This window comes from Phocaeicola plebeius DSM 17135 (assembly GCF_000187895.1).
Classification (GTDB): Bacteria; Bacteroidota; Bacteroidia; order Bacteroidales; family Bacteroidaceae; genus Phocaeicola; species Phocaeicola plebeius.
Window position 1 is genome coordinate 52230 of record NZ_DS990134.1, and the last position, 19014, is coordinate 71243.

The 19014-nt window shown below is 48.0% G+C and carries 14 protein-coding genes; 9 read left to right on the forward strand and 5 right to left on the reverse strand.

Going from position 1 to position 19014, the window contains the following annotated elements; translation table 11 throughout:
- Positions 1–9: 9 nt before the first annotated feature.
- The 3 genes from BACPLE_RS15120 to BACPLE_RS15130 all read right to left on the reverse strand — a co-directional run bounded on the left by BACPLE_RS15120 (position 10) and on the right by BACPLE_RS15130 (position 5008).
- A complete protein-coding gene (locus BACPLE_RS15120; protein WP_007563521.1) occupies positions 10–1998 on the reverse strand; it encodes an OPT family oligopeptide transporter in 1989 nt (662 codons plus the stop codon).
- Between the two features lie 292 nt (positions 1999–2290).
- Complete coding sequence (locus BACPLE_RS15125) at positions 2291–2695, reverse strand: DUF1573 domain-containing protein (protein ID WP_007563525.1); 405 nt, start codon at positions 2693–2695, stop codon at positions 2291–2293.
- Positions 2696–2797: 102 nt separating this feature from the next.
- Positions 2798–5008, reverse strand: a complete 2211-nt coding sequence (locus BACPLE_RS15130) for a RelA/SpoT family protein (protein ID WP_007563527.1) — start codon at positions 5006–5008, stop codon at positions 2798–2800.
- Positions 5009–5143: 135 nt separating this feature from the next.
- Between BACPLE_RS15130 and BACPLE_RS15135 the strand changes: the two genes are divergently transcribed.
- Entirely contained in the window at positions 5144–6667 is a 1524-nt protein-coding gene (locus tag BACPLE_RS15135; RefSeq protein ID WP_007563529.1) for a DUF4301 family protein, read from the forward strand.
- Between the two features lie 83 nt (positions 6668–6750).
- Here the strand turns inward: BACPLE_RS15135 and BACPLE_RS15140 are convergent, their stop codons facing one another.
- Positions 6751–7668 carry an AraC family transcriptional regulator gene (locus BACPLE_RS15140; RefSeq protein ID WP_007563531.1) on the reverse strand — a complete coding sequence of 306 codons (918 nt, stop codon included), beginning with the start codon at positions 7666–7668 and terminating at the stop codon, positions 6751–6753.
- A 209-nt stretch (positions 7669–7877) separates the two neighbouring features.
- Here BACPLE_RS15140 and BACPLE_RS15145 point away from each other — a divergent pair, with 209 nt between their 5' ends.
- From BACPLE_RS15145 to BACPLE_RS15165, 5 genes are all read left to right on the forward strand, one after another.
- The gene (locus tag BACPLE_RS15145) at positions 7878–8903 is read left to right on the forward strand and encodes an efflux RND transporter periplasmic adaptor subunit (RefSeq protein WP_050792104.1); all 1026 of its coding nucleotides are present in this window, start codon (positions 7878–7880) and stop codon (positions 8901–8903) included.
- A gap of 15 nt (positions 8904–8918) precedes the next feature.
- Complete coding sequence (locus BACPLE_RS15150; protein WP_007563536.1) at positions 8919–12008, forward strand: efflux RND transporter permease subunit; 3090 nt, start codon at positions 8919–8921, stop codon at positions 12006–12008.
- A gap of 36 nt (positions 12009–12044) precedes the next feature.
- Positions 12045–13334, forward strand: a complete 1290-nt coding sequence (locus tag BACPLE_RS15155; protein WP_007563538.1) for a TolC family protein — start codon at positions 12045–12047, stop codon at positions 13332–13334.
- 522 nt (positions 13335–13856) lie between these two features.
- The gene (locus tag BACPLE_RS15160; RefSeq protein ID WP_007563542.1) at positions 13857–14135 is read left to right on the forward strand and encodes a LysO family transporter; all 279 of its coding nucleotides are present in this window, start codon (positions 13857–13859) and stop codon (positions 14133–14135) included.
- Complete coding sequence (locus tag BACPLE_RS15165; protein WP_007563544.1) at positions 14132–14764, forward strand: LysO family transporter; 633 nt, start codon at positions 14132–14134, stop codon at positions 14762–14764. The genes BACPLE_RS15160 and BACPLE_RS15165 overlap by 4 nt, the downstream gene beginning before the upstream one ends.
- Positions 14765–14814: 50 nt before the next feature.
- Here the strand turns inward: BACPLE_RS15165 and BACPLE_RS15170 are convergent, their stop codons facing one another.
- Positions 14815–15312 (reverse strand): GNAT family N-acetyltransferase, encoded by a 498-nt coding sequence (locus BACPLE_RS15170; protein ID WP_040313386.1) that lies wholly within the window; start codon positions 15310–15312, stop codon positions 14815–14817.
- Positions 15313–15479: 167 nt separating this feature from the next.
- On the opposite strand from BACPLE_RS15170, the gene BACPLE_RS15175 reads away from it, so the two are divergent.
- From BACPLE_RS15175 to dnaK, 3 genes are all read left to right on the forward strand, one after another.
- Positions 15480–15809: a PadR family transcriptional regulator gene (locus BACPLE_RS15175; RefSeq protein WP_007563549.1), complete on the forward strand. Its 330-nt coding sequence runs from the start codon at positions 15480–15482 to the stop codon at positions 15807–15809.
- 12 nt (positions 15810–15821) lie between these two features.
- The gene (locus BACPLE_RS15180; RefSeq protein ID WP_007563551.1) at positions 15822–16901 is read left to right on the forward strand and encodes a PspC domain-containing protein; all 1080 of its coding nucleotides are present in this window, start codon (positions 15822–15824) and stop codon (positions 16899–16901) included.
- 190 nt (positions 16902–17091) lie between these two features.
- Positions 17092–19008: a molecular chaperone DnaK gene (dnaK, locus tag BACPLE_RS15185; RefSeq protein ID WP_007563553.1), complete on the forward strand. Its 1917-nt coding sequence runs from the start codon at positions 17092–17094 to the stop codon at positions 19006–19008.
- Positions 19009–19014: the final 6 nt, after the last annotated feature.

Genomic DNA, 19014 nt, shown 5'->3' on the forward strand with positions numbered 1-19014 from the left:
TATTAGAGATTATTTTTTCAGTTTCATGCTGGCTTTTACCAGGTAAGTAATCAGCAGCAGATAAGCTACCAGTGACACCAGTTCGCTCATCGGGTTAGCCAGCCATTCTTCGTGGATAAGATTGATGTCGCAGTAGCGCATGATGGCACTCACTACACCCATCAGGGCACCTCCAGCAATGAATCCGGATGCCAGCAGCGTACCTTTCTCACCGCGTGCGTTGTTGACAGCTTCGTCCTTGCTGCGTGAAGTCACGTACCAGTTGATGGCTCCACCCACCAGCAACGGGAGGTTCAGTTCCAATGGAATGAACATACCCAGTGCGAAGGCCAGGGCAGGTACCTTGCAGAAAGTCAGTACCAATGCCAGTGCTGCACCGATGCCGTAGAGCAGCCATGGAGCACCTACACCGTTCATCAGCGGGTCGATGACAGCTGCCATGGCGTTGGCCTGCGGAGCAGCCAGTTGTCCGCTGGTGAATCCGTAAGAATCATTCAGCACCATAATCACGCCGCCTACAGTAGCTGCGGAAACCAGTGTGCCGAGGAATTTCCAGCTTTCCTGTTTCTTGGGTGTGCTCCCCAGCCAGTAACCGATTTTCAGGTCGGTAATGAAACCGCCGGCCATGGACAATGCGGTGCAGACCACGCCACCCATTACCAGTGAAGCTACCATGCCCGTGGCACCTTTCAGTCCTACTGCCACCATGATGACAGAAGCCAGAATCAAGGTCATCAGCGTCATGCCCGATACCGGGTTCGTTCCTACAATGGCGATGGCATTGGCTGCTACGGTGGTAAACAGGAAGGAGATTCCTGCTACCAGCAGAATGGCTACCACGGTATGCAGGATGTTGCCTTGCATTACATCGAAATAGAAGAAGAGTACTACGAGCAGCAGGGTGAACAACGAACCGAAGGCAATGATTTTCATGGACAAATCCTTTTGGGTACGTTCCACGTTTTCTTCGGCCTTTTTGCCCTTCATTTCACTGGCAGCCAGGCTGACTGCACTCTTGATGATGCCCCATGAACGCACGATACCGATGATGCCGGCCATGGCAATACCTCCGATACCGATGCTCTTGGCATATTCCTTAAAGATAAGTTCGGGTGACATGTCTCCTACGGCTGTCGTGATATCCGGATTCCAGGCATTCAGCACCTGGTCGCCCCAGAACAAGGAAATGCCCGGTACGATAATCCACCATACGGCCAGTGAACCGGCACAGATGATGGCCGCATATTTCAGTCCGACGATGTAGCCGAGTCCCAGTACGGCAGCTCCCGTGTTAATCTTGAATACCAGTTTGAACTTGTCGGCAATAGTCTCGCCCCATCCGCAGATGCGGCTTGTGAAGTTCTCGTTCCACCAGCCGAACGTTCCCACGATGAAGTCATAAAGACCACCCACCAATCCGGCCATAAGCAGCGGTTTGGCCTGGTCGCCTCCCTTTTCACCCGACACGAGCACCTGGGTGCTGGCCGTAGCTTCCGGGAAAGGATATTCGCCATGCTTGTCTTTTACGAAATATTTACGGAAGGGAATCAGGAACAGGATGCCCAGCACACCACCCAGCAGGGAGCTGATGAACATCTGCATGAAGTTGACCGTCATTTCCGGATATTTTTCCTGCAGGATGTAGAGGGCCGGCAGGGTAAAGATGGCACCCGCCACGATGACGCCTGAGCAGGCACCGATGGACTGAATCATGACGTTTTCACCCAGTGCGCCTTTGCGTTTGGTGGCGCTGGAAATACCCACAGCGATAATAGCAATAGGGATGGCAGCTTCGAACACCTGGCCCACTTTCAACCCTAAATAGGCAGCGGCAGCCGAGAAAATAACGGCCATGACGAGTCCCCATGTCACTGACCAGAAGTTAACTTCAGGATACGTTTTTCCGGGAGACATGAGGGGTTCGTATTTCTCTCCCGGTTTGAGCGGACGGAATGCGTTTTCGGGCAGTCCCGTCGGTTTTTCTTGTGTCTCTTTCATGAATAATATTACATTTTGATTTGATTAATATTCTTAAGGGTGTCCAAAAGTAGTAAAAATCCTTTATATTCATTCAAAAGTGGGCTCATTTTTGTGCCATCGGAAAACGCACTTGCGTTTGAAAGAAAACGTCCTTACGTTTGGAATCAAATGCACTTGTGTTTTAAGTAAAATGTACTTGCGTTTGAAATGAAACACAAAGGCGTTTTTCCATGTGCTTTTTCGGGCATAAAAAAACAGGAGAAGCATCGCAAAAATGTTTCTCCTGTCAAGTATGAAAAATGATGAATCGTTACTGATTGATGTCGGCCGATGCCGGGGTCATGTCACCTTCTACTACCAGACGAGTGATTTCGTTCTTGGAGTTGGTGCGAAGGGTGATGGTCTTGCGGAAATGTCCCGGAAATTTGCCGGCACCGTTGTAAGTGACTGTCACCTCACCGCTTTCTCCCGGTTTGATGGGTTCTTTCGGATATTGAGGTACGGTGCATCCGCAAGAAGCAATGGCCTGATGAATTACCAGCGGGCCGTCGCCTGTATTCTTGAATTTGAATTTGCAAGTTACTTTCGGACTGCTTTCAGAGAAAGAGCCAAAGTTGTATGAGGTCTTTTCGAATGTAATTTCTGCCGTTCCCTGAGCAATGACAAACAATACATTCATGACACATAATAAGGTTGTAAATAAAATTTTCTTCATTTTCTTTGATTTTAATCCTTACTTTTGACAACTTCGCAAAGATACTACTTTTGTGTGAAACTGTTACTTTTGTGCAGTTTAATTAACAAACTTGAAGTGTTGTTATCGGTTTACCTGCTTCACGCCCTTCACCGTTTTAATCTTCTTTATCAGCGATTCAAGCTTGGCATTGTCGTCTACGGTCACTGTCAGCATGCCCGAGAACAATCCGTCGTGCGAGTCGATGCTGATGGAGCGCAACAGGATGTTGTTCTCCTTATTAATAATAGACGTGATGTTTGTCACGATGCCGATGTCGTCATGTCCGATAATACGGAGGGTAATCGGATACTGTTTGCCCTGGCTCTTTCCGGCCCAGCGGGCTTTCACGATGCGGTAGGGGAAGCGGGAACGCATTTCCTTGGCATTCGGGCAGTCGCAACGGTGAATCTTGATACCGCCGTTGATGCTGACGAATCCGAACACTTCGTCGCCGTAAATCGGGTTACAGCATCTGGCCAGCGTAAAGTCGAGTCCTTTCAGGTTCCGGTCGATGACCAGCACGTCATCCTTGTAGTCCTTCGCGTCGGTGGGCTGCTGCATGTTGAAGCCTTCCGCACTGCGGTAGCTGATTTCTTCGCGCTGTTCGGTTTCCCGTTTCTGCATGTCAAGGTACTTGTCGATGATGTCGTTCACGTCCATCGATTCGTTGGCAATACTCTGATAGAAGTCAGTCACGGTCTTGAAGCCCAGTTTCCGAATCAGACGCATCAGGATGGCCTCATCATATTCCAGCTTCCGGTTCTTGAATTTACGCTCCAGCGTTTCCTTGGCAAACTGTGTCTGACGGGCTGCAATCTCCTTCAGGGCCTGACGTATCTTGTTGCGTGCTTTCGATGTGGTGACAAAAGTCAGCCAGTCACGCTTCGGTGTCTGCGTGTTCGAAGTCATGATTTCCACCTGGTCGCCACTGTTCAGTTTCTGGCGGAGCTGTACGTTTTTTCCGTTGACGCGGGCTCCCGTACACCGGCATCCCAGGTTGGAGTGGATAGAGAAGGCAAAGTCGAGCACGGTAGCCCCTTGCGGCAGTTTGTACAAGTCGCCTTTGGGAGTAAATACGAATACTTCGTCCTTATATAAATCCAGCTTGAATTGGTCCATGGCCTCCATGTCGCTGTCGGAGTTTTCCAGCGTCTCACGGATGGAATTCAGCCATTCATCCAAGCCGCTTTCTCCCTTTATACCTTTATACCTCCAGTGGGCTGCCAGACCTTTTTCGGCAATTTCGTCCATGCGTTCCGTACGAATCTGCACTTCCACCCATTTCCCTTCCGGTCCCATCACGGTGATGTGCAGTGACTCATATCCGTTACTTTTCGGCACGGACAGCCAGTCGCGCAAACGTTTGGGGTTGGGCAGATACATGTCCGTCACGATGGAATAAGCCTGCCAGCACTCCTGTTTCTCCTTTTCAAGCGGAGAATCAAGAATGATGCGGATGGCAAACAGGTCGTACACGCCTTCGAAAGGACATCCCTGTTTCTTCATCTTCTGGTAGATGGAGTGGATGGACTTGGTACGTCCCTTCATGTGGAACTTCAGTCCGGCATCTTCCAGCTTTTTGCGTATCGGTTCGATAAAAGTCTCGATGTAGCGGTCGCGGGCCTGCTTGGTGGCATTCAGTTTCTCTTTGATATGATAGTACACGTCGTGCTGCGTGTATTTCAGTGACAAGTCCTCCAGTTCCGATTTCAGTTTATACAATCCCAACTTGTGGGCCAGCGGTGCATACAGATAGGCTGCTTCGTTGGCCACTTCCAGACGAGCTTCTTCGTTGGGGCTGTCCTTGATTTGCCGCATCAGGTTCACACGGTCGGCAATGATAATCAGGATGACCCGCATGTCTTCGGCAAACGACAGAAGCAGATTGCGGAAGTTTTCCGATTCAATGATGGGGCTTTTGGAATACAGTTCGTTGATTTTGACGAGTCCCCGTATGATGCCGGCCACGTCTTCTCCATATTCCTCTTTGACCGATTCCAGACTGCAAAGATTGTATTTCACGGATTCATGGAGCATGATTCCCAGAATCGATGCGCGGCGCATGCCGATTTCTTCGGCCACGATGACAGCCGTCTGCATATCCTTGATAATGGGATTCATCTGGAATACATTTCGCGGAATGGTACCTTCTGCCATCACCTTGACCAGATGGGTTTTCAGTTTGTGGCAGTCATCCTTTTGTAATGTATCTTTCGACAACCGCAGCAGTCGTTTGTAGAGTAGAATCAGTTGTTTGTGTTCCTCTTGTGTAAAAAAGTCGTTGTTCTCCATAATTCCTCGTTTTGCTGTTTGTGGGTAAAGTTACTTTTTTTCTGTTGATATGATGCACTCTTCCCGTATTTTTTATATTTTTGAACGTCATTCTAAAAACAGGAAGAAAATTCATTACCTAAATAAAGAGTTATTATGTTAACACACGAGGACAAAGAATTGTTGGCCAAGAAGGGCATTTCGGAAGAAAAGATTGCCGAACAGTTGGCTTGTTTTGAAAAGGGGTTTCCATTCTTGAAGCTTTCAGCAGCTGCTTCCGTAGAAAACGGAGGTATTATGAAAGCCGATGAGAAAGAATGCGAACAGTATCTTGCCGCATGGGATGCATACAAGGCAGGCGATAAGAAAATCGTCAAGTTTGTTCCGGCTTCAGGAGCTGCCAGCCGTATGTTCAAGAATATGTTCGAATTCTTGGGTGCCGAGTATGACAAACCTACTACCGATTTTGAGAAGAAATTCTTCGATCACATTCATGATTTTGCATTCTATAATGACTTGAATGCAGCTTGTTTGGATAATACAGGAAAGAACATCAATGCCCTGTTGTCTGAACATAATTACAAGGCAGTGGTTTCTAACTTGCTGGAGTCTGCCGGACTGAACTATGGAGCGCTGCCTAAAGGCTTGCTCAAGTTCCATCGTTATGCAGATGGCGTGCGTACACCGCTGGAAGAACATCTGGTAGAAGGGGCATTGTATGCTGCCGGAAAGAGTGGGGAAGTGAATGTACATTTCACTGTTTCTACTGAGCATCGTGCATTGTTCGAGAAACTGGTGGCTGCCAAGGCTGCCGAATATGAGGCTAAGTATGGTACGACTTATCACATCAGTTTCTCTGAACAGAAACCGAGTACGGATACAGTGGCTGCCGACATGGAAAACAAACCGTTCCGCGACAAGGACGGTAAATTGTTGTTCCGTCCGGGTGGTCACGGTGCCTTGATTGAGAACCTGAACGACCTGGATGCCGATATCGTATTTATCAAGAACATTGATAATGTGGTGCCCGACCGCTTGAAAGCTGATACAGTGACTTACAAGAAACTGTTGGCTGGTGTATTGGTTACGCTGCAGAAGCAGGCATTTGAATATCTGGAACTGCTGGATGGCGGACATTACAGCCACGAACAGCTGGAAACTATTATCCGCTTCGTACAGCAGAAGTTGCGTTGCCGCAGAACGGATTTGAAAGAGCTGGAAGATGCTGATTTGGTTATCTATCTGCGTAAGAAACTGAATCGTCCGATGCGCGTTTGCGGTATGGTGAAGAATGTGGGCGAACCGGGTGGTGGTCCGTTCTTGGCTTATAATCCGGACGGAACCATTTCTTTGCAGATTCTGGAAAGCTCGCAGATTGACATGAACGACCCGGAAAAGAAAGCCATGTTCGAAAAGGGTACACACTTCAATCCGGTGGATTTGGTATGTGCCGTTCGCGACTACAAGGGTAATAAGTTCGACTTGCTGAAACATGTGGACAAGGCTACCGGCTTTATTTCTTACAAGTCTAAGAATGGAAAAGACCTGAAGGCACTCGAGTTGCCGGGCTTGTGGAACGGTTCAATGAGCGACTGGAATACCGTGTTCGTGGAAGTTCCTTTGAGCACTTTCAATCCGGTAAAGACTGTGAACGATTTGCTGCGTGAACAGCATCAGTAATTTCCGGATAGTGGAAAAATAGAGATGTCCGCCTGTCATCTTTGTGAGATGGGCGGACATCTTTTTTATATATATGAAGAAAGTTATTGCACATTTCCTTCTTGTTGAGATAATTTCTCTCTGTATTCTTTCGGGGAAAGTCCTAAATTCCTTTTTACGTATTTGCCAAAAAATGACAAAGTGGCAAAATTGAGTTCATTGGCAATTTCCTTGATGCTCTTATCGGGAGATTTCAGCAGGCACACTATATCCTTCATGACATAACAAGTGATGAGGTCGGAAGCTGTTTCACCGGAATTTTCTTTACATACAGCCGACAAGTATTTGGAAGTGACAAACAACCGGTTGGCATAGTAGCTTACCGACCGTTCCTTGGGGTAGGAAGATATCAGCAGCTCCATGAAGGCATTGAACAGATTGTTGGATGAATTGAATGCAATGGGCTTCAGCTGGATGTATTTTTCCATGGCATCCTGAAACTCGTAGATGAAGGCTTGCAGGAGGGCATTGATCAGCTCCTTCTGGTGGCGGTGAGGGGTACCGGTCAGTTTGGAATTCAGCAGGTTATAGTACTGGCAGAAAAGCTGGCTTTCTTCATCGTTCAGGGAAATGATAGGATGCTGTTCCAGGTACAGGCGTGAGTACCAGTTGTTTGCGGATGTGGACATCACAAAAATACGTTTGGCGTATTCTGGTGAGAGACAGAATCCGCAGCATTCAAAATCATCACCTATCGTACCGTGTTTTAGTAGCGTTTGTGGGTGACAAATCATCAAATCATTCCGACCGATTTCATAAGAATTGTTGTTGAGAGATAAGGACGCTTTTCCTCTCAGACATAAGATCGCCAGGAAAAAGTCAGCCCGTATGGAGGAATACTGTTCGGTTTCATTTACTTTATTTACCTGGTTCAAGATGATAATCTGTTCGTCTTTATAGGCAGCTACCTTTTCCATGATTTCGGTGCTGGACATTCTGATGAGTTCTATTTCTTTCTCCATAACTTTGATTAATCTATTCGATTGCAAATGAACAGAATGTTTTTCAATTCTTAGTGTCCTATTTTTCCTGATGAGTATGCTATAGGGAAGATAGTAAGGCCGGATAGAAAAATAGAACACTTCCAAGGTAGTATGTATGCCAGATATTTCATGTAATGCCTTTTTCTTTGCGCTCACAAATTGCAGACATACTAAACATTTTAGAATTTATGAAAAAGAATTATCTGATGGCCGTTTGTTTGTTTCTGACTGTGATGTCAGGGTGTGGAAATAAAGAGCAGGCACCGCAGCAGGCAGAACCGGTAAAGGTCAAAGTGATGACCGTAGCATCATCCGTACGTAACGAAGCCGTTCGTTTTTCAGGTACGGTGCAGGAGGAAAACGGCAGTTCATTAAGTTTCCCGCTGATGGGACGAGTAAAGTCGGTACAGGTCGATTTAGGAAGCCGGGTGCGGCAGGGACAATTGCTGGCTACACTGGATGAGGTTTCGATGCAGAATACGTATCAGGCAGCAAAGGCTGCTTTGAAGCAGGCGGAAGATGCCTACCAACGTATGAAGGAATTGCATGAAAAAGGAAGTCTGGCCGAGATGAAGTGGGTGGAAGTACAGAGCAAGTTGCAGCAGGCTCAGTCTATGGAGGCAGTGGCCCGGAAGAATCTGACTGACTGTCAGCTGTATGCTCCGTTTTCTGGGGTCATTGCCGAGAAAAGTCTGGAGGTCGGACAGAACGTGGTGCCTGGTGTACAGGTGCTGAAACTGGTATCCGACGACCGGCTGAAGGTACGGATATCCGTGCCGGAGCCGGAAATCGCGCGCGTGGCAAGAGGACAGAAAGCTGTGATAGAGGCACCGGTTCTGAATGGAATAAAGGCGGAAGGCGTAGTGACGGAAAAAGGTGTACAGGCCAATCCGCTGTCACGGTCGTATGAAGTAAATATCGGTATTCAGACGAAGAATACGGGACTGCTTCCCGGCATGGTGACAGAAGTCTGGTTGCAGGATGCCGATAAAAGTCAGGCGTGCGTACTTCCGGCCAATGTGCTTCAGCTGGATGAACACAACAATTACTTCGTGTGGCTGAAAGGTGCGGATGGAAAGGCATCGAAGCGCGTGGTGGCGTGCGGCAAGTTCACGGCGACGGATGTCACGGTGGTGAACGGTTTGAATGAAGGGGATGAAGTGATAGTAGAAGGACAGCAGAAAGTGTGCGAAGGAACTCCTCTGGCACTGTAAAAACGAAGTAAGACAATGGAAAAGAAAAGGAACATAGTGGAATGGGCCATGCACTATCGTCAGATTGTGATTCTGGTGACGTGCTGCCTGGTGGCATTCGGAATATACAGTCTGCCGCAGATGCAGAAAAATGAATTTCCTGATTTTACCATACGTCAGGGAATGGTGATTGCCGTGGCTCCGGGAAATACGGTCAATGAAATGGTGGAACAGGTGACGAAGCCTCTGGAAGACTACATCTTTTCATACAAGGAAGTAAAGAAGGAGAAGACCTTCTCTACCACGCGCGACGGGATTGTTTTTGTGCAAGTAGAGTTGAATGACGAACTGAACAACAAAGATGAGTTCTGGAGCAAGTTCAAGCATGGAGTAGCCACTTTCAAGTCGCAGCTTCCGCCGAATGTGCTTGCCATACAGGTGATGGATGATTTTGGCGATACATCGGCACTGCTGATTACCATGGAAAGCAAGGACAAGACGTATCGGGAACTGTCCGACTATATGGATGAACTGAAGAACCGTTTGCGTCGCATCAGCAGTGTGGGACGACTCACTGTGAGTGGAGAAAGGGCTGAACAGATTTCCATCTACCTGGATCCGGAACGGCTCTCACATTATGGGCTGAACGAGCAGTTGATTGCCGGCCAGCTGTTTGCCAAGGGATTCGTGACCACGGGCGGACGCATACAGACCCCTCAGTATGTATTGCCGGTGCATGTGGAGAAGACATTCAATACGCTGTACGACGTGCAGCAGCAGATTGTGTACAGCGACCCGTCGGGCAATGTGGTACGCTTGCAGGATGTGGCTCGTGTGGTCAAGGAATATCCTCATGCCGACAGTTATATCAAGAACAACGGGACGAAATGTATCCTGTTGAGTGTGGAAATGAAGAAAGGAAAGAACATCGTACAGATGGGAAATGACATCGACCGCGTGCTGGAAGAGTTTAAGACAGAGCTTCCGTCGGAGGTCAATATGTTCCGCATCACCGACCAGGCACAGGTGGTGGGCGACAGTGTCAATGCTTTCTTGCGTGAGCTGGTGATTGCCATCGTGGCCGTAGTGATTGTGGTGATGCTGCTGTTGCCGTTGCGGGTGGCACTGGTGGCTGCTTCTACCATTCCGATTACTATCTTTATCTCACTGGGACTTTTCTATGCCTTTGGCATTGAGTTGAACACCGTGACGCTGGCTGCCTTGATTGTGACGCTGGGAATGATTGTGGACAACTCCATTGTCATCATCGACAGTTATCTGGAGAAAATCGGCGAAGGAATGTCGCGCTGGCATGCGTCTATCTTCAGTGCCACGCATTTCTTCAAGTCCATATTCTCGGCTACACTGGCCATCAGTATCACATTCTTCCCCTTCCTGATTGTGATTCCCGGCATGATACACGACTTCCTGCTGAGTTTCCCCTGGTCCATTACGCTGATTCTGGGCATCTCCTTGCTGGTAGCCATGCTGCTGGTACCGTTCATGCAGTTCTGGTTCATCCGTAAGCCGATACCTTCGCATAAAAAAGGATTCTCGTTCATGGAACTCCTGCAGACCTATTATAATAAGTTGCTTGACAAGTGCTTTGCCCATCCGTATGTTACTCTGCTGGGAGGAATCGCTTCCGTGCTGGTGGGTATCTTCCTGATGGGGAAACTGCCGCAAAAGCTGATGCCGGTAGCCGACCGTAACCAGTTTGCTGTAGAAATCTATCTGCCTACGGGCTCGGCTGTAGAAAAGACGGCCTGGGCTGCCGATACCATGGAGCATGTGTTCCGTAAAGACCCGCGGGTGACTTCCGTCACTTCATTTATCGGTTGTTCTTCCCCTCGTTTCCATACGGCATACGCTCCGCAATTGGGAGGGACGAACTACGCCCAGCTGATTGTAAACACGAAAGGGAATAAGGAAACTGTGGAACTGCTGGATGAGTATGCTCCGCGTTATACTGATGCTTTTCCGGATGTGCGGGTAAGGTTCAAGCAAATCAGTTTCAGTCAGGCGGTCTATCCGATAGAACTCCGTCTGAGCGGAGAGAATCTGGATTCACTGAAAACCGTGGCCGGGAAATACCTGAGCATGTTGCGTCAGATGCCGGAAATACGGCTGGCACAGACCAACTTCAGTGAACCGCAGACTTCGGCCAAGGTGGTGCTGAAAGAAGATGAGGCTTCTCGTCTGGGCATACAGAATGTGCAATTGGAAAGCACGCTGGCCATGCGCTATGGCGATGGTATAAAGGTGGCTAGTGTATGGGAAGGCGATTATGATATCCCCGTGACATTGAAAAGTGAGAGAGCCGATTGTGCCGGTTTCTCCGATCTGGAAAACGAACTGATTCCGGTATTGGGCGGTACGCAGGTTCCCTTGCGGCAGGTGGCAGAAGTGGTACCTTCCATAAAAGACGGACAGCTGGTACGCCGGAACGGTATCTATACCATTACGGTCATGGCCGATGTGCGCCGTGACGTGAACGTGACCGCCCTGACGAGTGTGATAAAGGAAAAAGTGGCAGCTATCCCTCTGCCGGATAAAGTGACGCTGGCTTACGGAGGTGACGACGAGCAGGACAATGAAAACCTTCCGCCTATCATGGCAGCTCTGGCCATTGCGGCTTTCATCATCTTCTTCATCCTGTTGGCTCATTTCAAGCGTATTAGCATTGCTCTGCTGATTTTTGCCAGCATGACGCTGTGTGTGTTCGGTACGGCAGTGGGCGTATTGATACAAGGAGTGGATTTCGGTATGACTTGTACACTGGGTATCATCAGCCTGATGGGAATTATCGTGCGTAACGGCATTATCATGATTGACTATGCCGAGGAACTTCGGGCTACGGAGAAACTCTGTGTGCGTGATGCCATTTATCATTCTGCCCGCCGACGTATGCGACCCATCTTCCTGACTTCGGCCGCTGCCTCTATGGGAGTCATCCCGATGATATTGGGCAAGAGCGGACTCTGGATGCCGATGGGTACGGTGATTTGTTACGGTACGCTGATTACCATGCTCTTCCTTTTGACGGTGCTTCCGGTGGCTTACCTGGTGATTTTCAGGGGAAGCAGTCAGAAACGTGCCCAGCTGGAAGCATTGGAGAAAGCCTGATGAGGTGATTAGGAATCAATCAAAAGAAGAATCATTATGAAAACGAATCGAAACAGAATAATAGCTTTTCTATTGATAGGTGGGGCGTGCATGAATGGGGCTTTCGGACAGAAAGCCTACACGCTGGATGAATGCATTCAGGCTGCCTTGACAAACAATGTGCGAATGAAGAATGCAACCAATGAACTGGAAATGGCCAAGCAGGACAAGAAAAAGGCATTTACCAATTATTTTCCGAGCGTGAGCGCGGCTGGAACCGGTTTTATGGCAGATAAAGGATTGATGCAGATGAGTTTGGGACCGGACGTGAACATGTCCATGCTGAAGAACGGAATAGCAGGGGGAGTCGGTGCCTCCCTACCGTTGTTCACCGGCGGACAGATTGTGAACGGAAACCAGCTGGCCAAGGTGGGAGTGGAAGTGAAACGCCTGCAACGGAATTTGTCCGATAATGAAGTATGCCTCACCACGGAACAATATTTCTGGCGGGTAGTGATACTGAAAGAAAAGCTGAAAACCTTGTCCAAGGTCGAAGCCCAACTGGCACGCATCCTGAGTGATGTGGAAGCTTCGGTACAGGCTGGAATCGTGACGCGGAACGATTTGCTTCAGGTACAATTGCGGCAGAATGAAACAAAGAGTACTCGTTTGCAGGTGGAAAATGCCTTGTCGGTATCCCAAAACATGCTGGCACAGTATACCGGACTTTCGTCTGATACCCTTGACGTGGCCTTTGCGGTAGATACTCAGCTGCCTGCACGCCCCGACAGCCTTTACTGCGATCCGGAATCGGCATTGGGACTTACCAGCGAATATGCCTTGCTGCAACAAAACGTGAAGGCCAGCCGCTTGCAATACAAGATGGCGGTAGGGAAGAACCTGCCTACGGTGGCTATTGGCGGAGGCTATGTATACCATAACTTCTTGCCGGAAGACCAGCGTTTCTGGGTGGGATTTGCTACGGTGACCGTTCCCCTGACCGGATGGTGGGGAGGAAGCCATGCCATAAAGAAAGAAAAGCTTCAAGTGAAGAACACGGAAAATCAGCTGGCCGACCAGGGAGAATTGCTGGTTATCCGCATGAAGAATGCCTGGAACGGGGTGAACGAGGCATACGAGCAGATGAAGATTGCCCGTCTGTCCATTGAGCAGTCCACCGAGAATCTCCGCCTGAATACCGATTATTACAAGGCAGGCACCTGCACGATGAGTGATTTGCTTGATGCACAGACTTTGTATCAGCAGAGTTGCGACAAGTACGTGGAGAGTTATACGGATTATGAACTGAAAAAAAGAGAATATCTGCAAGTCACGGGGCGTCGTTAAAACAACTTTTTCTTGATGTGAAGGGCTGTCGGGAAGTATTTCCGATGGCCCTTTGTAATAAATTCTGCATATTAATTGCATATTAATTTAATTTGAGCTATCTTTGCAGCGCATTTGGGAATCCGATAAAGTAAAAACGTCTTGAAGAAGATGTGGCTTTTTCAGGAACTTTTGTAGGTTTCTCACGTGAGAAACGTAGGGCTCCCGACCGGAAAACGTACGGCTCTGCAAAGTGAAACATAAGTTTCAGGGCAGGGAAACGTAAAAACTTATTCTACGTTTTCACAAAAACAGACTAGGGTTAGAACTTACACAGATTAGAATATAGTATACAGCGTATGAACATGTGCAGGCAACATAAGGTAGTTCGGATAAAGGTCAGTACGGCGCTTTACCGGAGATGTCATGCCCGTGCGCATTGGTTCAGCGGATTTCTTCATGAAAGTTTGTAAGACACGGGAAGTTGCGTCTTCCTGACGTGGTGTGAAATCTTTCTTATAAACTTTTATTCTCAATTTTGTTATGTGGATTATTTTATTGATTGTCCTGGCGGGTATTCTGGCAGGATATAGCCTTCGTATGTGTGCTTTTTTGAAAAAAGTGAATCTGACTATCTCGTGTACCATTTGTCTGATGTTGTTCGTGTTAGGACTTTCCGTGGGTTACAATCCGTTGATTGTAGGAAACTTAGGGTCTTTCGGCGGACAGGCGCTGCTGCTCAGTGTGGCCGGCATTACGGGAAGTGTGTTGCTGGCACGCGTGGTATATCTGTTGTTCTTTAAGGAAGGAGGTGAAAAATGAAAGGAAGTTTGCTGGTATTGTCCATGTTCTTTGTAGGCTGTGTGTTAGGCTACGTGTGGAACTTTTCCGGATGGGAGTTGGGAGATACGCACCACTTGTCCATGTATATTCTGTATGCTCTGATGTTTCAGGTAGGCGTCAGCATTGGCGGGGGAGAGGATTTCAAGGAACTGCTTCGTGGTTTCCGTCCCAAGATGCTGCTGATACCGCTGGCAACCATCGGAGGAACCCTGCTGTTTTCGGCATTGGTCAGTGTGCTGCTGACCCGTTGGAGTGTGTTCGACTGTTTGGCCGTGGGCAGTGGACTGGGGTATTATTCGCTTTCGTCCATCCTGATTATGGAACTTAAAACCCCTGACCTTGGTGCACAGTTGGCTACGGAACTGGCCACGATTGCACTTCTGACGAATGTCATCCGCGAGCTGGTGGCACTGGTGGGAGCTCCTTTCATTTGCAAATACTTCGGGAAACTGGCTCCTATTTCGGTGGCCGGAGTAACTTCGGTCGATGTAGCTCTTCCCTCCATTATCCGTGTGTCTGGAAAGGAAATGGTGCCCCTTGCCATCTTCCACGGGTTGCTGGTCGACATGTCCGTGCCGTTTTTCATTTCTTTGTTTTGCAAGCTGTAAAAGAAATCCCCGTCTGCAAAGCAAAGAGATGAAAACGGCGACGGGGAGCCTTAGATGTCTATGCTCATGATGTAATCGTTCATGTAATATCCGTTGCCGATGGGGAAGTCCCCTTCGCGCACCTTCTTCATGCCCATGTGTTCATAGAATCCAAGTGCCGGATTCTGCCGGTTCACATTCAGTTCCATGCGGCAAGGTTCCGGATGAAGTTCCTTGATGCCCTTTATAGCCTGCTGGAACAGTTGCCGTCCGAGTTTGTATTTCTGGAAGTAGGGGAGTACGTAAATCTTCTGCAAGTGGAACAAATCCGTATCCTCCTGCTGGATGGACACATAGCCCGCAGGCTCACATTCCTCGTAAGCAATGTAGTAAATGTGATGCTCTTTCTCCATCTGGTTTCTCAGGCTCTCACTGGAATACATCCAGTCCATCATGTAATCAATCTGTTCCGAAGTCAGAATGTGCTGGTAGGTAGCCGGAAAGGTCTGTGCCGCCAGCGTCCGGATGACTTCAATGTCTGCAAGAGTAGCTTTTCTAATCGTAAACATAGGCATTTCCTTATTATAATGTGTTTTCTGCAAAAGTAGTTTATCTTTTGTATGTATGGGTTTTATCGAAACATAAACTTGTTAAAAGTTTTGAAATTATAATACCTTGCAATACATAGTATCAATATAAAACCTATATTTGTGTCATACAAGATAAATGAGATGAAATGAATGTAGACAATGTAAAATCGCAGATGCGCAAGGGGATGCTGGAGTATTGCATTCTGTTGCTGTTGCACCGGGAGTCTGCCTATTCTTCCGACATTATCCAGAAGCTGAAAGAGGCCCGGCTGATTGTGGTGGAAGGCACGCTTTACCCGTTGCTGACCCGCCTGAAGAACGACGGACTCCTGTCGTACGAGTGGGTGGAGTCCACGCAAGGACCGCCCCGCAAGTATTATGGACTGACTCCGGAAGGGGAGGAATTTCTGAAGGAACTGGAAAGTGCCTGGGACGGACTTTCCGACACGGTGAATCATTTAAGACAAAACATTTAAAAATCACATGACATGAAAAAGACACTGACTGTAAATTTAGGTGGCACCGTATATCATATAGATGAAGATGCCTATATCCTGCTGGATAATTATTTGAACAACCTCCGCTATCATTTCCGTAAGGATGAAGGAGCGGAAGAGATTGTGCGCGACATAGAATCCCGTATTGCCGAACTGTTTGATGAGGCATTGCGTGGCGGATTACAGGTGATTACTATTAAAGAGGTGGAAGAGGTAATTGCCCGTATGGGAAAGCCGGAGGAACTGAATGGTGAAGAAGAAGGTAACCCGTCTGCATCGAACAGCAAGACTTTCGATAGTGAATCGACGGAAACCAGCCGTCGTCTGTTCCGTAATCCAGACGACCGTATTCTGGGTGGAGTGGTATCGGGCATTGCAGCTTATTTCGGCTGGGATGTGACCTGGACCCGCATCGTCTTTATTTTGGCCGGATTTTTTATTCATGGTTTGATTCTGGCTTATCTGTTGGCATGGATAATCATTCCGCTGGCACATACGGCTACAGAAAAGTTGCAGATGCGCGGAGAACCCATCAATGTGGAAAACATCGGCCGGACGGTGACCGACGGTTTTGAAAAGGTAAACGAGTATGTGCATTCAGAACAGCCCCGCTCTGCCTTGCATAAGTTTGGCAATGGGGTGGTGGCCGTGGTCGGTTTCCTGCTGAAGCTTTGTCTGGTGCTGTTGCTGATATGCTGCGCTCCTTTCCTGCTGGTAGGACTCATCGTCTTGTTTGCCTTGCTGATGGCCGCCACGGGAGTTATCGTCAGTCTGCCTGCCTTCTTCTATAATATATTGCCTTGGGTAGACTGGGGTGGTGTGTGCACCATGCCGGGAATGATTGTCGGGCTTACCGTATGCGGTCTGTTGATTGTCGGTATCCCGGTAGCCGGACTGATTCAGGCCGTCATGCAGTCGTTCGGTAGCTGGAAGCCCATGGGCACTTCTACGAAAGTAGTGCTGGTATTGTTGTGGATGATTGCTCTGGCTATAGGAATTGTGTTGTTCTTTCAGATTCCTTTCCTGACAGAACCACTTTTGTCAGCTCCTTTCTGGGGTGAGTTCCTCTGATTTTGTCAGTCTCGCCCGAATGTGTGAGACAAGAATGTCACATAAAACAGCCAAAATGGCAGTCCGTGTCAGAAAAAAATGCTGGCACGGGCTTTTTTTTGTTCTGGCATGGCATTTGTCTTTTAAAGGGCGTAACGTTTCGGCGTTACAGAATAAACCAAATTAGAAAATAATAAAAATAGATACAATTATGGGAAAGATTATTGGTATTGACTTAGGAACAACAAACTCATGTGTTGCAGTATTTGAAGGTAACGAACCGGTGGTAATTGCCAACAGCGAAGGTAAACGTACCACTCCTTCAGTAGTAGGTTTCGTAGACGGCGGCGAACGTAAGGTAGGTGACCCTGCTAAACGTCAGGCTATCACAAACCCGAAACGCACAGTATATTCTATCAAACGTTTCATGGGTGAAACTTACGATCAGGTTCAGAAAGAAATTTCTCGTGTACCTTATTCAGTAGTAAAGGGTGACAACAACACTCCGCGTGTAGACATCGACGGACGTCTGTACACTCCGCAGGAAATCTCTGCAATGATTCTGCAGAAGATGAAGAAAACTGCTGAAGATTATTTGGGACAGGAAGTAACAGAAGCTGTCATCACCGTTCCGGCATACTTCTCTGACTCTCAGCGTCAGGCTACGAAGGAAGCTGGTCAGATTGCGGGTCTGGATGTAAAACGTATCGTGAACGAACCGACTGCAGCTGCATTGGCTTACGGTGTAGACAAGGCTAACAAAGATATGAAGGTAGCCGTATTCGACCTTGGTGGTGGTACATTCGATATCTCTATTCTGGAATTCGGTGGCGGTGTATTCGAAGTATTGTCAACTAACGGTGATACTCACCTGGGTGGTGATGACTTCGACCAGGTTATCATCGACTGGTTGGTTCAGGAATTCAAGAACGACGAAGGTGCTGACCTGACTACTGACCCGATGGCTATGCAACGTTTGAAGGAAGCTGCTGAAAAGGCAAAAATTGAATTGTCTTCTTCAACTTCTACTGAAATTAACTTGCCGTACATCATGCCGGTAGCTGGTGTGCCTAAACACTTGGTTAAGACTTTGACCCGTGCTAAATTCGAACAGCTTGCTCACAACTTGATTCAGGCTTGTCTTGAACCTTGTAAGAAAGCAATGAGCGATGCAGGTTTGAACAACTCTGATATCGACGAAGTAATCCTGGTAGGTGGTTCTTCACGTATCCCGGCTGTACAGAAACTGGTAGAAGACTTCTTCGGTAAAGTTCCTTCTAAGGGTGTAAATCCGGACGAAGTAGTAGCCGTAGGTGCTTGTATCCAGGGTGCCGTATTGAACAAGGAAGCTGGTGTAGGTAACATCGTATTGCTGGATGTCACTCCGTTGACACTGGGTATCGAAACAATGGGTGGTGTAATGACCAAGTTGATTGATGCCAATACAACCATTCCGTGCAAGAAGAGCGAAGTGTTCTCTACTGCAGCTGATAACCAGACAGAAGTTACCATCCACGTATTGCAGGGTGAACGTCCGATGGCTGCTCAGAACAAGTCAATCGGTCAGTTTAACCTGACAGGTATCGCTCCGGCTCGTCGTGGTGTACCTCAGATTGAAGTAACTTTCGATATCGATGCCAACGGTATCTTGAAGGTTTCTGCTAAGGATAAGGCTACAGGTAAGGAACAAGCTATCCGTATCGAAGCTTCATCTGGTTTGAGCAAGGAAGAAATCGACCGTATGAAAGCTGAAGCTGAAGCTAATGCAGAAGCTGATAAGAAAGAAAAGGAACGCATCGACAAGTTGAACCAGGCAGACAGCTTGATCTTCTCTACAGAAAATCAGTTGAAAGACCTTGGCGATAAGATTCCGGCTGACAAGAAAGCTCCTATCGAAGCTGCTCTTCAGAAATTGAAAGACGCTCACAAGGCTCAGGATTTGGCTGGTATCGATGCTGCAAGCGCTGAACTTCAGGCTGCATTCCAGGCTGCAAGTGCTGAAATGTACGCTCAGACAGGTGGCGCTCAGGCTGGTCCTAACGCAGGTCAGGCAAATAACAATGCAGGTCAGGGTTCAAGCAAGAACAATGACAATGTACAGGATGCTGACTTTGAGGAAGTGAAGTAAGTATCG

Coding starts and splice junctions, on each gene's coding strand:
- BACPLE_RS15145 (WP_050792104.1), top strand. CDS start 7,878: ATGAAAAAGAATTATCTGATGGCCGTTTGTTTGTTTCTGACTGTGATG.
- BACPLE_RS15165 (WP_007563544.1), top strand. CDS start 14,132: ATGAAAGGAAGTTTGCTGGTATTGTCCATGTTCTTTGTAGGCTGTGTG.
- BACPLE_RS15170 (WP_040313386.1), bottom strand. CDS start 15,312: ATGTTTACGATTAGAAAAGCTACTCTTGCAGACATTGAAGTCATCCGG.
- BACPLE_RS15175 (WP_007563549.1), top strand. CDS start 15,480: ATGAATGTAGACAATGTAAAATCGCAGATGCGCAAGGGGATGCTGGAG.
- BACPLE_RS15125 (WP_007563525.1), bottom strand. CDS start 2,695: ATGAAGAAAATTTTATTTACAACCTTATTATGTGTCATGAATGTATTG.
- BACPLE_RS15155 (WP_007563538.1), top strand. CDS start 12,045: ATGAAAACGAATCGAAACAGAATAATAGCTTTTCTATTGATAGGTGGG.
- BACPLE_RS15135 (WP_007563529.1), top strand. CDS start 5,144: ATGTTAACACACGAGGACAAAGAATTGTTGGCCAAGAAGGGCATTTCG.
- BACPLE_RS15180 (WP_007563551.1), top strand. CDS start 15,822: ATGAAAAAGACACTGACTGTAAATTTAGGTGGCACCGTATATCATATA.
- BACPLE_RS15150 (WP_007563536.1), top strand. CDS start 8,919: ATGGAAAAGAAAAGGAACATAGTGGAATGGGCCATGCACTATCGTCAG.
- BACPLE_RS15140 (WP_007563531.1), bottom strand. CDS start 7,668: ATGGAGAAAGAAATAGAACTCATCAGAATGTCCAGCACCGAAATCATG.
- BACPLE_RS15130 (WP_007563527.1), bottom strand. CDS start 5,008: ATGGAGAACAACGACTTTTTTACACAAGAGGAACACAAACAACTGATT.
- dnaK (WP_007563553.1), top strand. CDS start 17,092: ATGGGAAAGATTATTGGTATTGACTTAGGAACAACAAACTCATGTGTT.
- BACPLE_RS15120 (WP_007563521.1), bottom strand. CDS start 1,998: ATGAAAGAGACACAAGAAAAACCGACGGGACTGCCCGAAAACGCATTC.
- BACPLE_RS15160 (WP_007563542.1), top strand. CDS start 13,857: ATGTGGATTATTTTATTGATTGTCCTGGCGGGTATTCTGGCAGGATAT.